General features: G+C 34.5%; 16 protein-coding genes. 12 read left to right on the top strand and 4 right to left on the bottom strand.

Going from position 1 to position 17493, the window contains the following annotated elements:
* Positions 1–99: 99 nt before the first annotated feature.
* The 4 genes from ACTQ54_RS11495 to ACTQ54_RS11480 all read left to right on the top strand — a co-directional run bounded on the left by ACTQ54_RS11495 (position 100) and on the right by ACTQ54_RS11480 (position 4802).
* Positions 100–1830 (top strand): alkaline phosphatase, encoded by a 1731-nt coding sequence (locus ACTQ54_RS11495; protein ID WP_441757021.1) that lies wholly within the window; start codon positions 100–102, stop codon positions 1828–1830.
* 84 nt (positions 1831–1914) lie between these two features.
* Positions 1915–2511, top strand: a complete 597-nt coding sequence (locus ACTQ54_RS11490) for a hypothetical protein (protein ID WP_441757019.1) — start codon at positions 1915–1917, stop codon at positions 2509–2511.
* A 13-nt stretch (positions 2512–2524) separates the two neighbouring features.
* Complete coding sequence (locus ACTQ54_RS11485) at positions 2525–3592, top strand: hypothetical protein (protein ID WP_441757018.1); 1068 nt, start codon at positions 2525–2527, stop codon at positions 3590–3592.
* A gap of 595 nt (positions 3593–4187) precedes the next feature.
* Entirely contained in the window at positions 4188–4802 is a 615-nt protein-coding gene (locus tag ACTQ54_RS11480; RefSeq protein WP_441757016.1) for a cob(I)yrinic acid a,c-diamide adenosyltransferase, read from the top strand.
* A gap of 53 nt (positions 4803–4855) precedes the next feature.
* On the opposite strand, the gene ACTQ54_RS11475 is transcribed toward ACTQ54_RS11480, so the two are convergent.
* Positions 4856–5410 carry a rhodanese-like domain-containing protein gene (locus ACTQ54_RS11475; RefSeq protein WP_441757014.1) on the bottom strand — a complete coding sequence of 185 codons (555 nt, stop codon included), beginning with the start codon at positions 5408–5410 and terminating at the stop codon, positions 4856–4858.
* A 339-nt stretch (positions 5411–5749) separates the two neighbouring features.
* On the opposite strand from ACTQ54_RS11475, the gene ACTQ54_RS11470 reads away from it, so the two are divergent.
* The 7 genes from ACTQ54_RS11470 to ACTQ54_RS11440 all read left to right on the top strand — a co-directional run bounded on the left by ACTQ54_RS11470 (position 5750) and on the right by ACTQ54_RS11440 (position 11329).
* Complete coding sequence (locus ACTQ54_RS11470; RefSeq protein ID WP_441757012.1) at positions 5750–6097, top strand: hypothetical protein; 348 nt, start codon at positions 5750–5752, stop codon at positions 6095–6097.
* A gap of 11 nt (positions 6098–6108) precedes the next feature.
* Positions 6109–6360 (top strand): hypothetical protein, encoded by a 252-nt coding sequence (locus ACTQ54_RS11465; RefSeq protein WP_441757011.1) that lies wholly within the window; start codon positions 6109–6111, stop codon positions 6358–6360.
* A gap of 133 nt (positions 6361–6493) precedes the next feature.
* Positions 6494–8572, top strand: coding sequence for a BglG family transcription antiterminator (locus ACTQ54_RS11460; protein WP_441757009.1), 2079 nt, complete (start codon positions 6494–6496; stop codon positions 8570–8572).
* A 13-nt stretch (positions 8573–8585) separates the two neighbouring features.
* Positions 8586–9011: a PTS sugar transporter subunit IIA gene (locus ACTQ54_RS11455; RefSeq protein ID WP_441757007.1), complete on the top strand. Its 426-nt coding sequence runs from the start codon at positions 8586–8588 to the stop codon at positions 9009–9011.
* Between the two features lies 1 nt (position 9012).
* Positions 9013–9294 carry a PTS sugar transporter subunit IIB gene (locus ACTQ54_RS11450; protein WP_441757005.1) on the top strand — a complete coding sequence of 94 codons (282 nt, stop codon included), beginning with the start codon at positions 9013–9015 and terminating at the stop codon, positions 9292–9294.
* Between the two features lie 26 nt (positions 9295–9320).
* A complete protein-coding gene (locus ACTQ54_RS11445) occupies positions 9321–10592 on the top strand; it encodes a PTS ascorbate transporter subunit IIC (RefSeq protein WP_441757003.1) in 1272 nt (423 codons plus the stop codon).
* Entirely contained in the window at positions 10589–11329 is a 741-nt protein-coding gene (locus ACTQ54_RS11440) for a sugar isomerase domain-containing protein (RefSeq protein ID WP_441757001.1), read from the top strand. Before ACTQ54_RS11445 ends, ACTQ54_RS11440 begins: the two co-directional genes overlap by 4 nt.
* Positions 11330–11579: 250 nt before the next feature.
* On the opposite strand, the gene ACTQ54_RS11435 is transcribed toward ACTQ54_RS11440, so the two are convergent.
* The 3 genes from ACTQ54_RS11435 to ACTQ54_RS11425 all read right to left on the bottom strand — a co-directional run bounded on the left by ACTQ54_RS11435 (position 11580) and on the right by ACTQ54_RS11425 (position 15473).
* Entirely contained in the window at positions 11580–14441 is a 2862-nt protein-coding gene (locus tag ACTQ54_RS11435) for a DEAD/DEAH box helicase (RefSeq protein WP_441756999.1), read from the bottom strand.
* Positions 14442–14452: 11 nt separating this feature from the next.
* Positions 14453–14845, bottom strand: coding sequence for a (deoxy)nucleoside triphosphate pyrophosphohydrolase (locus tag ACTQ54_RS11430; protein ID WP_441756997.1), 393 nt, complete (start codon positions 14843–14845; stop codon positions 14453–14455).
* A 358-nt stretch (positions 14846–15203) separates the two neighbouring features.
* A complete protein-coding gene (locus tag ACTQ54_RS11425; RefSeq protein ID WP_441756995.1) occupies positions 15204–15473 on the bottom strand; it encodes a hypothetical protein in 270 nt (89 codons plus the stop codon).
* A 197-nt stretch (positions 15474–15670) separates the two neighbouring features.
* Here ACTQ54_RS11425 and dptF point away from each other — a divergent pair, with 197 nt between their 5' ends.
* Positions 15671–17440, top strand: a complete 1770-nt coding sequence (gene dptF / locus ACTQ54_RS11420; RefSeq protein ID WP_441756993.1) for a DNA phosphorothioation-dependent restriction protein DptF — start codon at positions 15671–15673, stop codon at positions 17438–17440.
* Positions 17441–17493 lie beyond the last annotated feature (53 nt).

The following is a 17493-nucleotide window of genomic DNA, read 5'->3' as shown; positions in this document are numbered from 1 at the left end:
ACGGGGATAAATTTACATAAAATCAAAAATCGTTTGATAAAATTCATTTATAATATGGCAAGCATATTATAATAAAAATGGATAGGGAGTTTATGTAAAATGAAAAAATCTCTTTTACTGACGCTATGTGCCTCTGCTTTACTATCAGTCGTAACACCTACAGTTGCTTTAGCTGTTCAAGAAGAAGGACAATGGGCGGAATTACCTGTTGCTACTTTGGAAGAAGGTCGTCCTTTAACTGAAGACTTAAGCTTAGTGAACGAAAACCAAGCGAAATATGTATTCTTATTCATCGGTGACGGAATGGGTAACATCCCTGTATCTGCGGCAGAATACTACTTAGGACCAGACAATGGAAATGCAGGTAATGGGACAGCACAAGCTCAACCTTTAAACTTCTCTCAATTCCCAGTAATTGGTTTACAAAACCCAACAGACGCTGACCACTATGTGCCAGACTCAGCAGCTACAGCTACTGCATTTGGTAATGGGGTTAAAATTGATTCAAACGTAATTGGTTTAACACCAGGATTTACAGAACAAACAGAATCTGTTGCTGAAAAAGCACAAACGGCAGGTAAATCAGTTGGTATCTTATCGACTGTTACGTTAAACCACGCAACGCCAGCTGCTTTCTACTCAAACGTTGAGCACCGTAACAACTATTATGAAATTGGAGAGCAAATGGCATTATCAAACTTTGACTACTTCGCGGGTGGTTCATTAGGTGGACGTACTGGTGATGGTTCGCAAACGGATTTATATGAATTAATGGAAGCAAATGGTTATATTGTTGCTGATTCACAAGAAGAGTTCGATGCTATTACGGCGGAATCAGGTAAAGTTTATGCTCCAGTTGAAGAAGCCCTGTCAGTAGACGGAACTTCTATGAAATATGCGATTGACCGTGCAGAAGGTGAACCAGACCTAGCTGATATGGTTGCTAAAGGGATTGAAGTATTAAGCACCAATGAAGAAGGTTTCTTCATGATGACTGAATCAGGTAAAATTGACTGGTCTGAGCATGCTAACGATGGAGCAACAGCGGTTAAAGAAGTCATCGACTTCCAAAATGCGATCCAAGTTGCGGTAGACTTCTATTATGAAAATCCAGAAGATACGTTAATCGTTGTAACTGCGGATCACCCAACAGGTGGGTTCACTATCGGTAACTCAGAAACTGGCTACAATAGCTACTTCCACTTATTGGATAACCAAAAAGTTTCTCAAGAAGTATTTGACAGAATTTTTGCAAGTGAATTAGAAGCTAATCCAGAAATGACGTTTGAAGATTTTGCTCCAGTTCTATCTGAAAACTTTGGTTTTATCTTTGATTTCGAAGCAACTGAAGAAGTTTTAACCAGAGCAGAAGCGGCTGAACGTGAAGCGGAAGAAACAGATTTAATGTTAGTAACACCTTACGAATTAGAAGAATTACGTTATGCATTTGATCAATCTAAATTACCAAGAGAAGAGCGTAGTGCGTCACAAGCTGATTTAGCCAAAGGATATTTCTCTTATTTACCAATTTCAATTGCTTCAGCTCGTTTATTAGCGCGTAAAGCTGGTTTAGCATTTACAACAGTTGACCACTCACCTGAACGTGTCCCTGTATATGCTATTGGTGCTGGCGCTGCAATGTTTGAAGGTAACTTCGAAAACGTTGACGTTGCTTACAAATTATTAGCTGCAATGGGCTTATACGAAGGTGGCGAAACAGCAGTTGACCGCATCCAAGTGACGGGTAAATTCACTGGTGAGGAAGAAGTTGTCGAAGAAGAAGCAACAGAAGAAGCTACATCTGAAGAATCGACTGAAAGCGCAGAATAATTCAGAACTTTAATCAAAAGCCCAAAGTGCAGCGTTATCTGATTAACGCTGCACTTTTTCTTCAATTTTATCGAGGAGTATGTGATGAAAAAAGCGATATTTATTTGTTTGATGGTGGTTTTTAGTGTTTTTCCTATGGCAGTAGAAGCTCAAACGGATCGTCAGTCGATTGACAGCTTGCCATTTGACGGGTATTTTGCGGCTCCGGACGATTATGCCATTAACGGCCTGTTGTTTAAGCAAAATCAGTTGGTGATATATGTAGATGATGCGGTTGATTTGGAGGGGCATAATCGAGTGGATCATTTGGCGGATTTTCATGATTTCCCCCATCCGGATTTGATGCGTTATACCGAAGGTGTCCGTCAATTGTACATTGAAAATGGCGATTTGCCTTACGATTTGCAGGCTACTTATGAGGAAATCACAGCCATGATTACGCCTGACATGTCACAAAACGATGTACTAAACTTGATTAATAATCGGATTCCAGGTATTTATTATACGGAAAAAGACGGTTTTTCTTATTATACGATTGCCAGTCCTCTTGTTTCAAAAGTCGACGAAGCGTGGCACATTCAATTGTTTGAAGAAGTATTATTTACTTTGGAGGAAGTTGACGGGACGTTAGTTGACCAGGACGGCGTTATTTATCAATTTTCTGGCATCCAGCCAAACTAGGAAAGGATTTAATATGCGCAAAACACTCAAACTTTTACTCAGCCTTTTGCTGTTAACAACCCTCACCCCAATAAATATCGCTGCTCATGACGGCGAAGACCACAATCATGAAAAGGTGGATTCATTTTCTGCCGATGATCACCACACACACGGGACCAATGATGCGAATTTTATCCCAGCTAACATTTTAAATTCGGACGATAGCAAGTATGTTGCACCAGAAGAAACAGCTGACCATGTTGGATTGTATACGACACAAGTTACTTTGGAAGAATTAGATGTGGATGTAAAAATTATTTTAAACATTAACGACGATGGTATTTTTAATTTAGTTTATTATTTTATAAACGCGCCTGAAGCGACGGGGCTTCGTTTTTATGGAGATGCTGATGGTAATGTTTTAGAACGGGATGCGATTTATCAAGATTTAGTCGTTCTGACTGCTGCCCTGCGCGAAGGGGATGGCGGCTTAACTTCTGGTTTACTAGGGCGGACAAATTCACCGGTCGTGTTACTTGATGAAGAAGGTAACCCTGACCGCTTGTATCCCTATAAGTCACTGGCTTACGATCTGCGTGAAAATTATCAAAATGCCCGTGTTTACCAAAGCGTCGGTGTTTATGCGGTGGATGAAGAGGTTGTTGTGGATGTGAATCATTTGATTGGCTTGCAAGATGCTGAAACTCTCGTGGTGCCGATGGAGAAGGTTGAGACATCTGAAGAAGTGGATGCTTTTTTAGTCGAGCAACGTGTGTACGAGATGCTACAATACAGTTTTGATAATGACCTCGTTGATCACAATGACTTTAAAATGGAATTCGATTCATTTAATAGCTTTTTACAAAAAGTGTTGGCGATGAACTTGGGCACAAACGCTAGTTTTCCGCGTGACACCACTGTGAGTGCCCTCACTCCAGAACAAGTCGATTTAACTGGCGATGCTATCGCAGATTATGCTGTTCTAATAAATAACGCCTTAATATACGCTTTTGATACGGAAACAAATAGCTTGTATATGTCGGATTCAATTAAAGAAACCGAAGGCGTTTATACAGCTGAAAAATGGGTGACGAATAATTAGCTTTGTAGAGCTCTACGAGGTCGTATTGATGCGACTTAGTGGAGCTTTTTTGTTTTTGTTTTAAATAATGTTATCTTTATTATGCAAACCAGGATAGAAAGTTACCTTTGAATTGAAAACGAGTGATATAAATATGACTCGAAACCCAAACGAGTGATATAAATATGACTCGAAACCCAAACGAGTGCTATAAATATGACTCGACATCCAAACGAGTGATAAATATATGACTTGAAATCCAAACGAGTGATAAATATATGACTTGAAATCCAAACGAGTGATATAAATATGACTTGACATCCAAACGAGTGCTATAAATATGACTCGAAACCTAAACGAGTGATATAAATATGACTCGACATCCAAACGAGTGATAAATATATGACTCGACATCCAAACGAGTGCTATAAATATCACTCGAAACCTAAACGAGTGCTATAAATATGACTCGAAACCTAAACGAGTGCTATAAATATGACTCGAAACCCAAACGAGTGATAAATATATCACTCGTTCCGCAAAATTCTATCAAAATCCCACCACTCCCAAAACTTTTAGTATAATAAATAAGAATCACTTTAAAGGAGCGAATGAGATGAAAATATACACTGGTGTGGGCGACAAGGGACAAACGAAAATTAACGGGAATTATACGGTGACGAAGAATTCGGTTCGCGTGGAGGCTTATGGGACCATCGACGAGCTCAATTCCTTTGTCGGTCTGGCAGCGAGTTCGACCGAAGCTTGGCCGGAATTGACCGCCGAGCTGCAGCAGATTCAGCAGTATTTATTTGATTGCGGAAACGACTTGGCGACGTCCAATACAAATAAATATCCCTATCGCATGACACAAGCGCAGAGCAAATGGCTCGAAGGCCGGATTGATGCCTATGCAGATGAGCCGAAACCACTCGAATCATTCATATTGCCAGGTGGTAGTCGACTGGCGAGCGAACTGCATGTGTGTCGGACGATCACACGCCGCGCAGAACGAGCCATCGTCACGTTTAATCAGTATCTGGAAGCCAGCAAAGCTGACAATACTTTTGAAACAAACCGCCAAGAAGCAGATGCTAATCCGCATGTGCAAATTTTTATCAATCGTTTGTCTGACTACTTTTTCACCGTCGCACGCGTTGCCAATCATCGCCTAAACGTTGACGATATTCTATATGAACGAAGCGGTAAAGTTTTTCATTTTGATGACTAAATACAAAAAGAGCGACTAGGAATTGACCCCTAGTCGCTTTAACTCTCTTCAAATTACTTCGACTGTTCTTCTTGAACTGCCTTCATACCACCTTCAACCACTTTGGCACGAAAACCATGCTTCACCAAATAGGAAGCCACTGCTGTCGCGCTGTTGCCCGTACCGCACAGGGTGTAAATTGGCAACGCTTGATCAATTTCCGCTAAACGCCCTGGCAACTCAGCAAACGGAATGCTCACCAAGTTCTTCTCAGGAGCAGGGCGGGTAATATCTTCAGGTCTGCGAACATCTAACAAAACAAACTCATCATCCGATTGGAGTAAATCAGCCGCAGAAATTGTTTGTAACTGAACCAATACCTCCGCAGGGATTTCTTCCGCTAATAAATATCCCCTAATTTGCTCATTAGAATCCAACTCATCCAATGCGTCCGCATCATCCGTCACAACAACGACCGCCTCGTCACCAACATAAGTTGAAAGAAATTGGTTAAAATGCCTTGGAATTAAATTCAAAGCCCCATCAAGGTGACCGTTTTGAAAAGCTAGCTGGTTACGAATATCAACGACTTGTTCCGCAGTCACATCCGAAAACTGTAATTTTTGCACGAAAATTCCTCCTATTATTGACTTTTTCTTCTCAAACAACTCCGATTCATTTAAACAAAGTATAACGTACTTCAAAACAAAAAACTACAAAATGCTAAAGAGCAATAGCATGTTAAAACTTCACTTATCCAAACTCATTGGAACCTTTCTGTTCGTTTTCGGCGTCTTGCTCACCATTCTTATCCGCTTGTTCATCAACAACAAAATAAATATCTCTGCAATGATCCATTATTGGTTTGCTCAATTAAATGGTAGCGAATAAATTCGAAAAAACTTTTACTATTGTGGCTAATTATTGTAGGCATTACTTCGGCGGTATTGATGTATCTGGGTGGACGCATGACTGCGACAACGATTGTTTCTTCAGTACTTTGTAGGGACGAAGCTGATGGCGTTAAAGAATCAGCGATCGAAACAGGGGATGCTCTAACTACAGCTAATGACGTTGACTTAAACCATAGCATTTATGATGCGAATCCAAAGCAATACCAAGCAGATCGCCAGTTATATTTAGATAGAATGACTTATGCTTTTGTGCAAACAGGTGAAGCAGGTCAAGAAGTTCACGTGTCAAATGGATCAGAAGTCTTATTAGAAAGACATTTCCCTTACATGAGTGACGAAGAACGACGCCTAGTTTTACAAACAACCGCAATCGATTCAGGTTACCCAATCTTGGACGACTAAGAAGGCTGAGGATGACAAACTTTTTCGATGCTGTTAGTGGCTATGGTGCTTTCCCAGAAGACGTAACAGTAACACTCGATTCTGTGACAGAAACATTAGGTGAATCGGATGTTTTCAGAAACAACATTAGCGGTGATGGTGGCTTAACCAAAGCAGGAGATGGCGAATTAGTCTTTGCAGGTGACAACATCATTGATGGCGATATCGAAATCGTCGCAGCCGAAGGCGTAGAACTTCCAGAAGACTACAACCCATATAACTAATCTTTTAAATAAATATCACAACACCACCGTAGAAGAGCTGTTGCTTTTTTACGGTGTTTTTTCACACAAACTATGAAATTATATATACTTGTGTTGAATTAATTGATACACTAAACTAAAAGTAGGTGATAACATGAAAAGTCGATGGCTTGAAATACTTCAAATTTTGATTAACCAACAAAATTATTCAATTACAATTAGCGAAATAGCCCAAAGATTCTCAGTGACAGAGCGAACCATTCGTTCCGATATAAAGTCAATCAACGAATATTTGCTTAAAAACGATATGGAAGCGCTTCAAATAAACAGGAGTAGAATTGTTGTAAATTTTAGTAACGATGAAATTAGAAAACTTGAAAACCTTAATAGCAGCATCGATTACTACTCTAATAGTCAATTAAGAATATTAGATCTCATCTTATCATTTACATTTGGGAAAGTGGAGTATATTTACAATAAGCAAGAAGAATTCCAAGTATCTAAATCAACTATGGATGGCGATTTAAAAGTAGTAAGAGAAATACTTGAAAAATATCATTTGTCTTTGAACAACCCTAGTAACAAATACATTGAGATTCTAGGCGATGAAAGAGCCATACGGGTAATGGTTTTTAATGTAATCAATAAAATCATCGGTGTTGTTGATATATTTAATGATTTTAAAAATCAGACTGCTGAAAGAAAAATCTTATTCAAATATATTCCTTTTGAATCCTTTGAAAAAATGAATGAAATATATAGTCAATCCATCATGAGTGAAAATGATATGATGTATAAAAATCAAACCATCTTATATCTATTGATTTGGGTATACCGAATTAAAAATGGCTATCAATTACAAAGTGAATTCAATGATGATGAACGAATAGATGTTAAGCTTGATGAACTGTGTGGAAAGATTGCAAAACAATTTGATATCACCCTTAGTACAGCTGAGAAACACTATATCAAATTGATCAGCGAAACCCTTGATTCAGAATCCTTAAATGAATCATCCAATTGGTCTAAAGGGCAAATCCTTACCTTAGACTTAATCGAGTTTGTTCAAACTAAAATGAACATTGAATTTGATCGAAAAGATGAATTGTTTGCAGGATTATTTAAGCATATTATCAAATTAATTAATCGCGTAGAAAATAACATACAAATTGTGAACCCATTAACTGATGAAATCAAAGGAAATAATGAAAAGTTATTTAATTCAATTCAATCCTTTGAAGGTCATGAAGATAACCATTTCAATAAAATGACTGATGATGAAATTGCTTACTTAGCTATCTATTTCTTGGTCAGCTTAAGTAAAAACCGTCAAAAAAATACATTTGTTTTTTATGCAGTAGTCTTTTGCAATTATGGTAAAGCAACCAGTCAGTTAATTGCACATATGTTGGAAGAAAATTTTAATATAAAAGTCATTGCTACTTTATCGACTAATGAAATATCACTGATTAATAAGCTAGATGTAGACATTGCGTTTTCTACAGTTAATTTACATTTAGATTCCATTCCTTTATTAATTATAGACTCCGTATTAATTAGAGAAAACAATGGAAAAATTCAGAAGTTTCTAGAAGACCATGACAATCTCAAAAGGCAAATTGAAAGCAACGAGTCTAAACAACACAATCATGAACTTTTTAATGACATTATACAATTGATCCGTCAAAGTAAAGGACAAATCAACGAATCTACCTATCAAGATTTAACAGAAATCTTTAAAAAGAACAATTTGGAATTAGATCCTGAGCGAACCTTACCAAGTTTAAGAGATGTCTTAAGAGAAGAAAATGTATTATTTAACTTAAAAGCTAAGGATTGGAGGGATGCTATAAGAAAAACAGCTAACCCGCTTTTAGAAGAAAGATTTGTGAGTAGTCATTATGTTGATAGCATGCTGACAGCAGTTAAAGTCAATGGGCCATATATTGTTATTGCGTCAAATATAGCTTTAGCTCACTCCCGTCCAACAAATGGAGTCAATCAACTGGGCTTAAGTGTTTCGAAATTAGTTGACCCAATAAAATTTGGTCACGAAAGCTATGATCCAATAAAAATTATATTTTGTTTAGCCCCAATCGATTCATATACACATATTAATATAATGAAAAGTATTTTTAATTTAGTCAATAATAACAATAAATTACAAGCACTTTTACAAAGTGAAAGTAAAGAAGAATTCAAGAGTATATTGAGAATGGAAGGAGAAGATTAAAATTATTCGAGAATTGTTACCAAAGAGTAGAATGCAGCATAAACAATCAGTCGAAAATTGGGAGGAAGCAATTCATTTAGCAAGTCAACCTTTACTAAATGAAGATTATATAGAAGAAGAATATGTCGATGCAATGATTAAGAGTGTGCACGATAACGGGCCGTATATTGTACTTAAAGACTATTTTGCTTTACCACATGCTCAAGCAGGGAATAGTGTGCATAAAAAAGGTATGTCATTGTTAACACTAGAGGAAGCTGTTGATTTGAAAGGAAATCCAGTCAAGAATTTCTTGGTGTTAGCTGCAGAAGATTCTAATTCACACTTAGAAGCCTTAGCAGATTTATCTAGTCTTTTAATGGATGATGATATCTATAAGGTATTTATTGATGGAAATATTAATGAAATAAATAAAATATTGGAAAATATGGAGGGATAGTATGTATAAATTTTTAGCAGTTTGTGGTTTTGGTGTAGGTTCTTCGATGGTGTTGAAAATGACAATTGAGAAAGTATGTAAAGAACGTGGTGTAGAATGTACAGTTGAAAATACGGATTTAAGTTCTGCAAAAGCAATTCGTGATGTTGATGCTATTTTCACAAGTCAAGAATTAAGTGATGAAGTAAAAAGTTCAGCCAATGTGCCAGTTTATCCAATTAAACGTTATATGGATCAAGCGGAAGTTGGCGTAGCAATTGATGACTTCTTACAAAATAAATAATTTAATGGAAAGGATTGTTTAATGTTATGAATATATTAGATTTTTTTACAGATAATATCCTTCGCAATCCACCTATATTACTAGGTTTAATTGCTGCACTAGGCTTACTTTTACAGCGGAAAAGTTTTTCTAATATTTTAGAAGGTGCCATGAGTGCTGCTTTTGGAATGTTCATTATTGATGCTGGTGTGGGGATTATTGTTGGTTCAATTTCGCCTATTAATACAGCTTTTCAACAAGGTTTAACTGAAGCAGCTGAAGTCGGTAATGCACTAACAGATGTCGCTTTTACAGAAATGCATGGTGGTGAAGTTGGTCTGGCGATGTTCTTTGGATTAATTTTACATCTACTCATAGCGCGATTTACACCCGTTAAAACAATATTTTTAACAGGTCACATGCTTTGGTGGTTCCCATTTATATTTGTTGCAGCAGGTGTTGAAGCCGGCTTAACAGGAGGAACGTTAATCATCTTTGGAGCTGTATTCTCAGCTTTATATTGGTCATTTATGCCTTGGATTATGCGTAAATTTATTTGGGATGTCACTGAAGATGAGTCATTTTTAATTGGACATCCAACTGGAATGCTAAGTATTATTTCTGGATTAGTTGCTCGTCAGTTTGGTGACAAACGAAAATCAACTGAAGATGTAAACGTGCCAAAAAGCTTATCATTCTTTAGAAATACATCTGTTATGGGTGCTTTAGTTATATTTTTAATGTATTTAGTTATTGCAATCTTCTTACCAATTGTAGTTCCAGAAGGGCAAAATACCTTCTTCTATGCAGTAACACAAGGTATTACATTTGGTGCTGGATTACTCGTTATGTTATATGGGGTTCGTTTATTAATCAATCAAATTGTACCAGCTTTCCAAGGTATTTCAGAAAAACTTATTCCTGGAGCAATTCCTGCATTTGACGTACCAATTCTGTTTAACTATAAACCAAATGCGGTAATTATTGGATTTGTTGTTGCGATGATTACTTCAACCATTATGATTGTTATTGCAAACACATTTAATATCTTTGGAGTACTATTAATTCCATTAGTAATAACTTCATTCTTTGAAATTGGTGGAGCTGCTGTTGTTGGTGAAGGACAAGGTGGACTTAAAGGATCAATTATTGGTACCATTGTAGCCTCCTTAGTTATGGTAGTTTTAATGGGAATTTCAGTTATTGTCTTTAATGATACAATTCGCGATTGGTTGTTAATTTTTGGTGGGAATGACTTCTCATTATTTGGGCCAATTGCTAAATGGATCGGTGATTTATTAGCAGGTATTGGACTATGAATTTAGAATATTTCGATAGAATAAGAGATATTTTAGAAGTAGTTGAAATAGAAGAAAAAGATGTTATGAATCAAGTGAGTGACCTCTTAGCTAAAACTATAGATGAGAAAAATTCTATTTATATTTTTGGCGCAAGTCATGCAGGGATCCTAACACAAGAGTTATATTACCGTGCTGGAGGTTTAATGACCATAAATCCGATTTTTGGAGAATCAGTCGTTCTTGATGTTAGCCCCATTACTCATACATCTCGGATGGAAAGATTAGAAGGTTATGGAACGTTATTAGCTGAAAAAACAGCTTTTAAATCAGGTGACGTTTTAATTTTACATTCCGTTTCAGGTCGCAATCCAGTGACCATTGAATTGGCCATAGAAGCCCAAAAATTAGGGGTGAAAACTATCGGCCTTACAAATTTAGCATATTCTAAAACAGTAAGTTCACGCCATTCATCTGGCAAAAATCTCTATGAATATTGTGATTTTGTTATAGATAATCATGGAGATGTGGGTGATGGTGCTATATCAATTCCAAACGTTGAAACAAAAGTAGCTCCAACGTCAACAGTTATTGGAGCTACCATTCTAAATTCGATCGTCGTTGAGACCGTTCGAAAGTTGGTAGAAAATGGAATGGAAAAACCACCAATCTTTTATAGTGCAAATCTTGATGGTGGGGATGCGTTGAATCAGCACTTGATTGAAGAATACAAAGAGTCTATTCATTATGAGTTTTAGTGTTTAATCCCTATTTTAGAAATTTAGTATAGGGATTGTAAGTACTTCAAAAATCCAAACTTTATAAATTATAGTGGAACTGTCCTAAGCCGAATCTTAACACTATAATTTAAAAGTTTGGATTTTTTCGTATAAATGATGTGAAAGTAAGTCAGTATAAAGTAATCATGTTTCTAACATTAATTGATTCAGTAAATATTTTAACTGTCAGAATACATTAGTTTAAATATCATTTTCTATTGTGTGTTTGTCAAAACACAACCTTCTCAGGTTCAAATTCTTGATACAAATCAATTGGCATCTTATGATGCAATTTATATTGAATCTCAATTGGTTTTTCGTTCTGATGACTGATGGCATCAGCTGTTCCAATATAAGTGTATCGTTGGGTGACATTATTAACAGTTTTGTATTTGCGAACAAACAAATGAATCATAATGTCGTTTTCTACATTATTTGTTAACTCTTGACCACGTTTTGAAGAAACTCGAGTAGCATTTGGACTTTCCCATTGAAACTGATCTGGACTTATAAATTTATCTTTATAGTTAATACTTTCATCAATATCTTCTTCTTTATGTAAATCAATAAATAAGAAGTATGAATTTCCATCTTTCTTTTCTTGTAGAGTGGAACCTCTAAATGATGAATGTGTATTTCTAAAATTAGTCATCAAACCAACTTCACGTTGGCTATACTCACCATATAATTTTAAGAATGGCATACCATAGTTTGTATGACCTTGTTCAATTTGATATCGTAGTAATCCATAGTGGATTAAATCAGCTAATATAGGATTGAAAGTTGGATGGTTGACATACTTATGTAGAATCGAATTAAAACGATAAGAAGCATCGTATTGTTTCTCTAACGTTTTAAATCCTTTTATTTCCTTGCTATCAGCATACTTTAATTCAAATGTCTCCAGCGCATGTAAAGTAGAATCTTGCTGATCTCCTTCTACATATTGCGAAACTCTATCCAATGCCTCTTCAAAAGTAAATATCTCCTGTTCCAAAGCTAATTCTAAAATTGCCCAATCATGCGGTCTTTTTATTGGCAATAATGCAGAATATGTGGAGTATATCTCCATAAATTGCCAATCTGAAATTATTTTGCTTACTTTATCGTTCCCTTTTTCAACGATAGAAAGGAATTGATAATAGTTATTAGAACGGTTTGAAGTGACTGATTTACTGAAAAATAGTACAGGGTCTGGAGCACCTTCCAAAGTTAAATAATCCTGTAGAGTCCATGGAGTACGTCCTCCAAGTGCATTTTTAAAACTTTGAAAGTCTTCTTTTAAATAATTCAATGAATAAAAGTTTTCACGCTCTAACTGATTCAATATCTGTTCTTTAGCAATCTTATCCATTCGAATATTTGACGGTCCGGGAATACTACGAAAATCATGTTTAACAGCATGTGTTATTTCTTTTTTACTCACTGAACGCGAACCATAGAGTGCTAACGCAATTAGGAATGATTTACTGTAGTTTCCAATGAAATCCAGTACAGTCAGAAAACCTTTTGATTCATGCTTACGAAGACCTCGTCCTAGTTGTTGTGTAAAAATAATAGGAGACTCAGTTGGACGAAGCATTAATACTTGGTTCACGCTTGGAATGTCAACACCTTCATTAAACAAATCGACTGTAAAAATGACACTCAATTTTTCGTCATCATTTTCCAATAAATCAATCGCAACTCGTCTTTCTTCTTCAGAGGATTCAGCGGTTAAATATGTAGAAGAGATTCCTCGTTTATTAAATTCAGTCGCCATAAATTCAGCATGTTTTTTTGTAATACAAAAGCCTAAAGATTTAAGTTTGTAACCGTCATAACCATAAAAATTCATACGGTCAATAATAAAATCCACTCGACTTGTTACATTTAACCTTTCGGCAATCTGATCTGGAGTTAAAGTGTCGTCACTTAAATCAATTTCAGATTGATCAGTAATACCATAATAATGAAATGGCACCAATAATCCTTCACCTAAAGCTTCTCTAAGTCGAACATCAATTGCTAAATTATTATCAAAAACATCATAAACGTTCCCATCATCTGAACGCTCAGGAGTTGCGGTCATGCCCAATAGAAATCTTGGCTTAAAGTAATTGATTATCTTTTGATAAGTGGCACTTGTTGCATGATGCGCTTCATCAATGATGATGTAATCAAATTCATCAGGACTAAATAAATGCAGGTTATTGCTCATAGACAAATTCGTTGAAAATAAATAACTTGCTCCATAATCTTTATTATTTCCAGTAAAAAGACCAATCTTATCGCTAGGAACCTTAAGTATCTTTTGAAATGATTCCAGTGCTTTTTTCAGGATTAACGCACGATGAACAATGAAAAGCATGGTGTATGGTTTTACTTCTTTCACATCAAATGCGGCCATATATGTTTTTCCAGTACCCGTTGCAGCAACTGCTAATGCCCGTTCTGCTCCTTTTTCTCTTAGGGATTCTAGTGCATCTACAGCTTTAAGTTGCATCGAATTTGGTCGCAAACGTGGTGGCAGTGGGAATGTATATATTTGGCGAGCTTGTGGTTCTTCTATTAAATCTTTTTTGTAGACTTGTGTATAATATTCACCGTAGTCTTCTAATATTTCAGATGTATTTGGGTGGCATTGGTCCCAAATAGTATTAAAACTATCTTTTAAGTACTCTAGAAAATGACTTTGATCATCCGTTTCTTTTGCAATTACTTGTAAATTCCATTCAATATTACTTTTCAAAGCATAGTTTGTTAAATTAGATGACCCAATAATAACTTTAAAATATGTTTCATATTCAAATATATAAGCTTTCGGGTGAAAACCTTGGGTTTCTGATGCTTGAAAAATACGGATATCTAAATTATTGAATTCCATCAAACGTCGAACGGCTTTAGGATCTGTAAAGTTCAAATATGTTCCAGTAATAAGTTTTCCTGGAATTCCTTTATCTTTGGCAATTTTTAAACTATCTAATAAAAGCTGAACACCTGAATAGCTAACAAATGCAACATTGAAATAAAAACTTTTACAATCTTCAATTGAATCCGTTAATACATCTAATAAATTACGTTCGGTTGTATTATTTACCAAATTGTACATAGGCAACACCTTTATAAAATATTCTGTAATACATGAATGGTTGGAATATCCGCAGGAGCCCATTCAAGTGAATTGAGTTCACTGATCGGTAACCATTTAACAGCTTTGTGTTCAGTTAATACAGGTTCACCTTTGATTAACTTACAATTGAAGGTAGTTAGATTAACTATTCCAAAGTCGTACTCATAACGAGTGGTAGTTAATTCATCCAACACTTCAATTTGGCATCTTAATTCTTCTTGAATTTCTCTTTCAAGTGCTTGACGTGCAGTTTCTCCCGATTCTATTTTTCCTCCAGGAAATTCCCACATTAAAGGGAGTGATTTATCTGGCCCTCTTTGAGCACAAAGAATTAGCTCATTAGATTGTATGACAGCTCCAACTACAAAAATTTCTTTTTTCATAAATAACCTCTCTATATTCGGTTGTAATAATGTAAATGATAATAATAGTATAAACTGTTACTTTAAAAAACACTAAAATCATTAATATGATTTGTTAAATTAATTTTTGATGTATACTCAATAACCTTATCATCCTTTAGAACTAGATTGATATTCATTCTACCATCTGGCATTTTAGAGATAGACTCAGATAGTATAGCCATAACATCGTTTTCTATTACTAAAGATTTTTCTGAACCAGAATTATCAATGTAAATAAAAATGAATATGTCAATAAAATCGAGGGAATTAGAATTTATAGTAAACCAAGCTTGGTAAGGCGAAGAATCATAGTATTTGCTCTGTTTAATAATTGTTTTTATTCTTTTTCATTATTAGAAACGATAGTGATTTTATTTCCGTACATAGTTTTTGTAGAAACGTTAAAACCTTTATCTTCAAGAAAATTTTTAATTTGATTTTTTGTACTTGTTTTTTCTATGTGTGTATCTCTGTTGTTTTTTATAGAATTCATACTTATTTGAGATAGTTTCTTTGTAATCTCTTTTGATTCGTTTATTAAATTATCTACTTCTTCTAAAATTATCGTTTGCCGTTTCAATAACAAATTAATTTCCTCAGACTCCAATGAATACACCTCTTTTATTTTTCTTCAATGATCTCATATTTAACAACTACTAGCAATTCAATAAAATCAAAATAGTATAAAATTGTGGGATTCCTATATTTCTATATTTAAATGATAAGATAAGATGATATAATAATAATAAAACGATTGCATAATTTTAAAATATACTAGCTTTGTTTTAAGGAGTAACAATAATTATGAATGAAAATTATAAAAATAAATATTTAAATTTAGCACAAGAGTTACACCAATTGTTAATAGAAAAATATAAATTAAATCAAAATAGTTTTTCTAAGGATAATTTATCAGTCAATGCTTTTAATTTAAAACGAAAGAATCTAGCTTCATATGATCGAATCAACAAAATTTTGAATGTTAGTCGTACAATGTCAAATTATATTATTTCAGAAAATGAATATGAAGAACTTGAAGACTTACACCACCGAATTAAGCGTTCTAATAATGGAGAATCAGAATTAGAGGAAGTTTTTAGTAAACTTTCAATACAGTCTAAAGATGCTATTATCAATGAAAATGATTTTGATGAATTTAAAGAGTATATGCATATATATCGACCCATTGAGGAAAGATTCATTGATAGATTATTTGAACATCTTATTCCTAAAAAGAAATCGGTACTATTTCTTGTGGGTAATGTTGGAGATGGTAAGAGTCATTTGTTATCCAGGTTTTCTAAAAAATATAAAAATGAATTTGTAAATAATCGAATTATAATTCACAATGATGCAACAGAAACAGACTCACCCCAAAAAACATCGATTCAAACATTGTTAGATTTACTTGAGGAGTTTTCTGATGATAAACTTTATGAACAGACTGAGAAACGTTTAATAATTGCGATTAATCTAGGTGTTTTAACTAATTTAGTATCGCATATGAAAGTAACACAGAAATTTAATCAATTAGTTGAATACATAGAAGCAACAAATATAACTAGTAATTATGAGAAGAAAAATATTCATCACCCTGTCTTCGATTTAATTTCATTTAGAGAAGACAGCAACTTCGAGTACACTGATGACAATTTAAATAGTCAGTTTTATGCAGAAGCATTACAAAAAGTATTTTCAGTAAGTAAAGAAAATCCATTTTATGTTGCATATAGTAATGATTATCAAAATGGTATTGAAACGATTTTACATTATAATTATCAATTTATGTTAAGAAAAGATATACAACGAGCTATTGTTTATTTATTGATTAGAGCAGAAGTTGAGTATAAAGCAATTATTTCTACAAGAGATTTATTTAATTTATTTTATGAAATTTGTCACCCAAGAGATGATCGCTCCTCATATGACTCGTATTTACCATTTTTATTATTTGATAATGCGAGCAAATCATCTTTATTGTACATTATGAATTTGTTTGATCCAGCAAAATCACAAACAAGAAAAATAGATGAGATAGCAATACAACTTTACCATGCCACAGATACTTATTCTGAAGTATTAAAATTACTCGGTTCTGAAAGAGACAAGTTTCGCATTATTTTTGAATCATTTAAATCTCAAGAAGATCGATTTGATGATTTTTTCAATACCTTATTGAGAATCAAGTATCTTATTAATCATCAAGATACTCTATTTAATAATAATGTTTTTGATGACTATTTGGATGTATATCATAATATTAAGAAAAATCGTAATTATCGTGAACTACTCTTACTTATAATTAGGTCAATGGGAAGCTGGTATGGGGAAAGCCCTGTAGAAAAACACGTCGTAAGAGAAACGAGTAATAATAACGTGAAACTCTTACTTGAAATTACATTGAAACCAAAACAGCCATATACTCAAGGAGGAGCGGTTCTTTTCCCGTTTGTTATTGGTAATAAAGAAACAATTTTAGAAATTGATTTTCAGGTATATAAAGTTTTGAGGAAAGTTGTAACCGTCAAGTACAAATGGACAGAAACGCTAAATAAGAATGGACACTTTCGTTGATTAACTTTTAAATATTTTTTCTTTATGTTTCATTCGATAACTTTCGCCATCCA

The organism is Fundicoccus sp. Sow4_H7 (genome assembly GCF_052115865.1).
Classification (GTDB): domain Bacteria; phylum Bacillota; class Bacilli; order Lactobacillales; family Aerococcaceae; genus Fundicoccus_A.
Note: the sequence above shows the minus strand (reverse complement) of the source record. Positions and strands in the feature narration are given on the sequence as shown.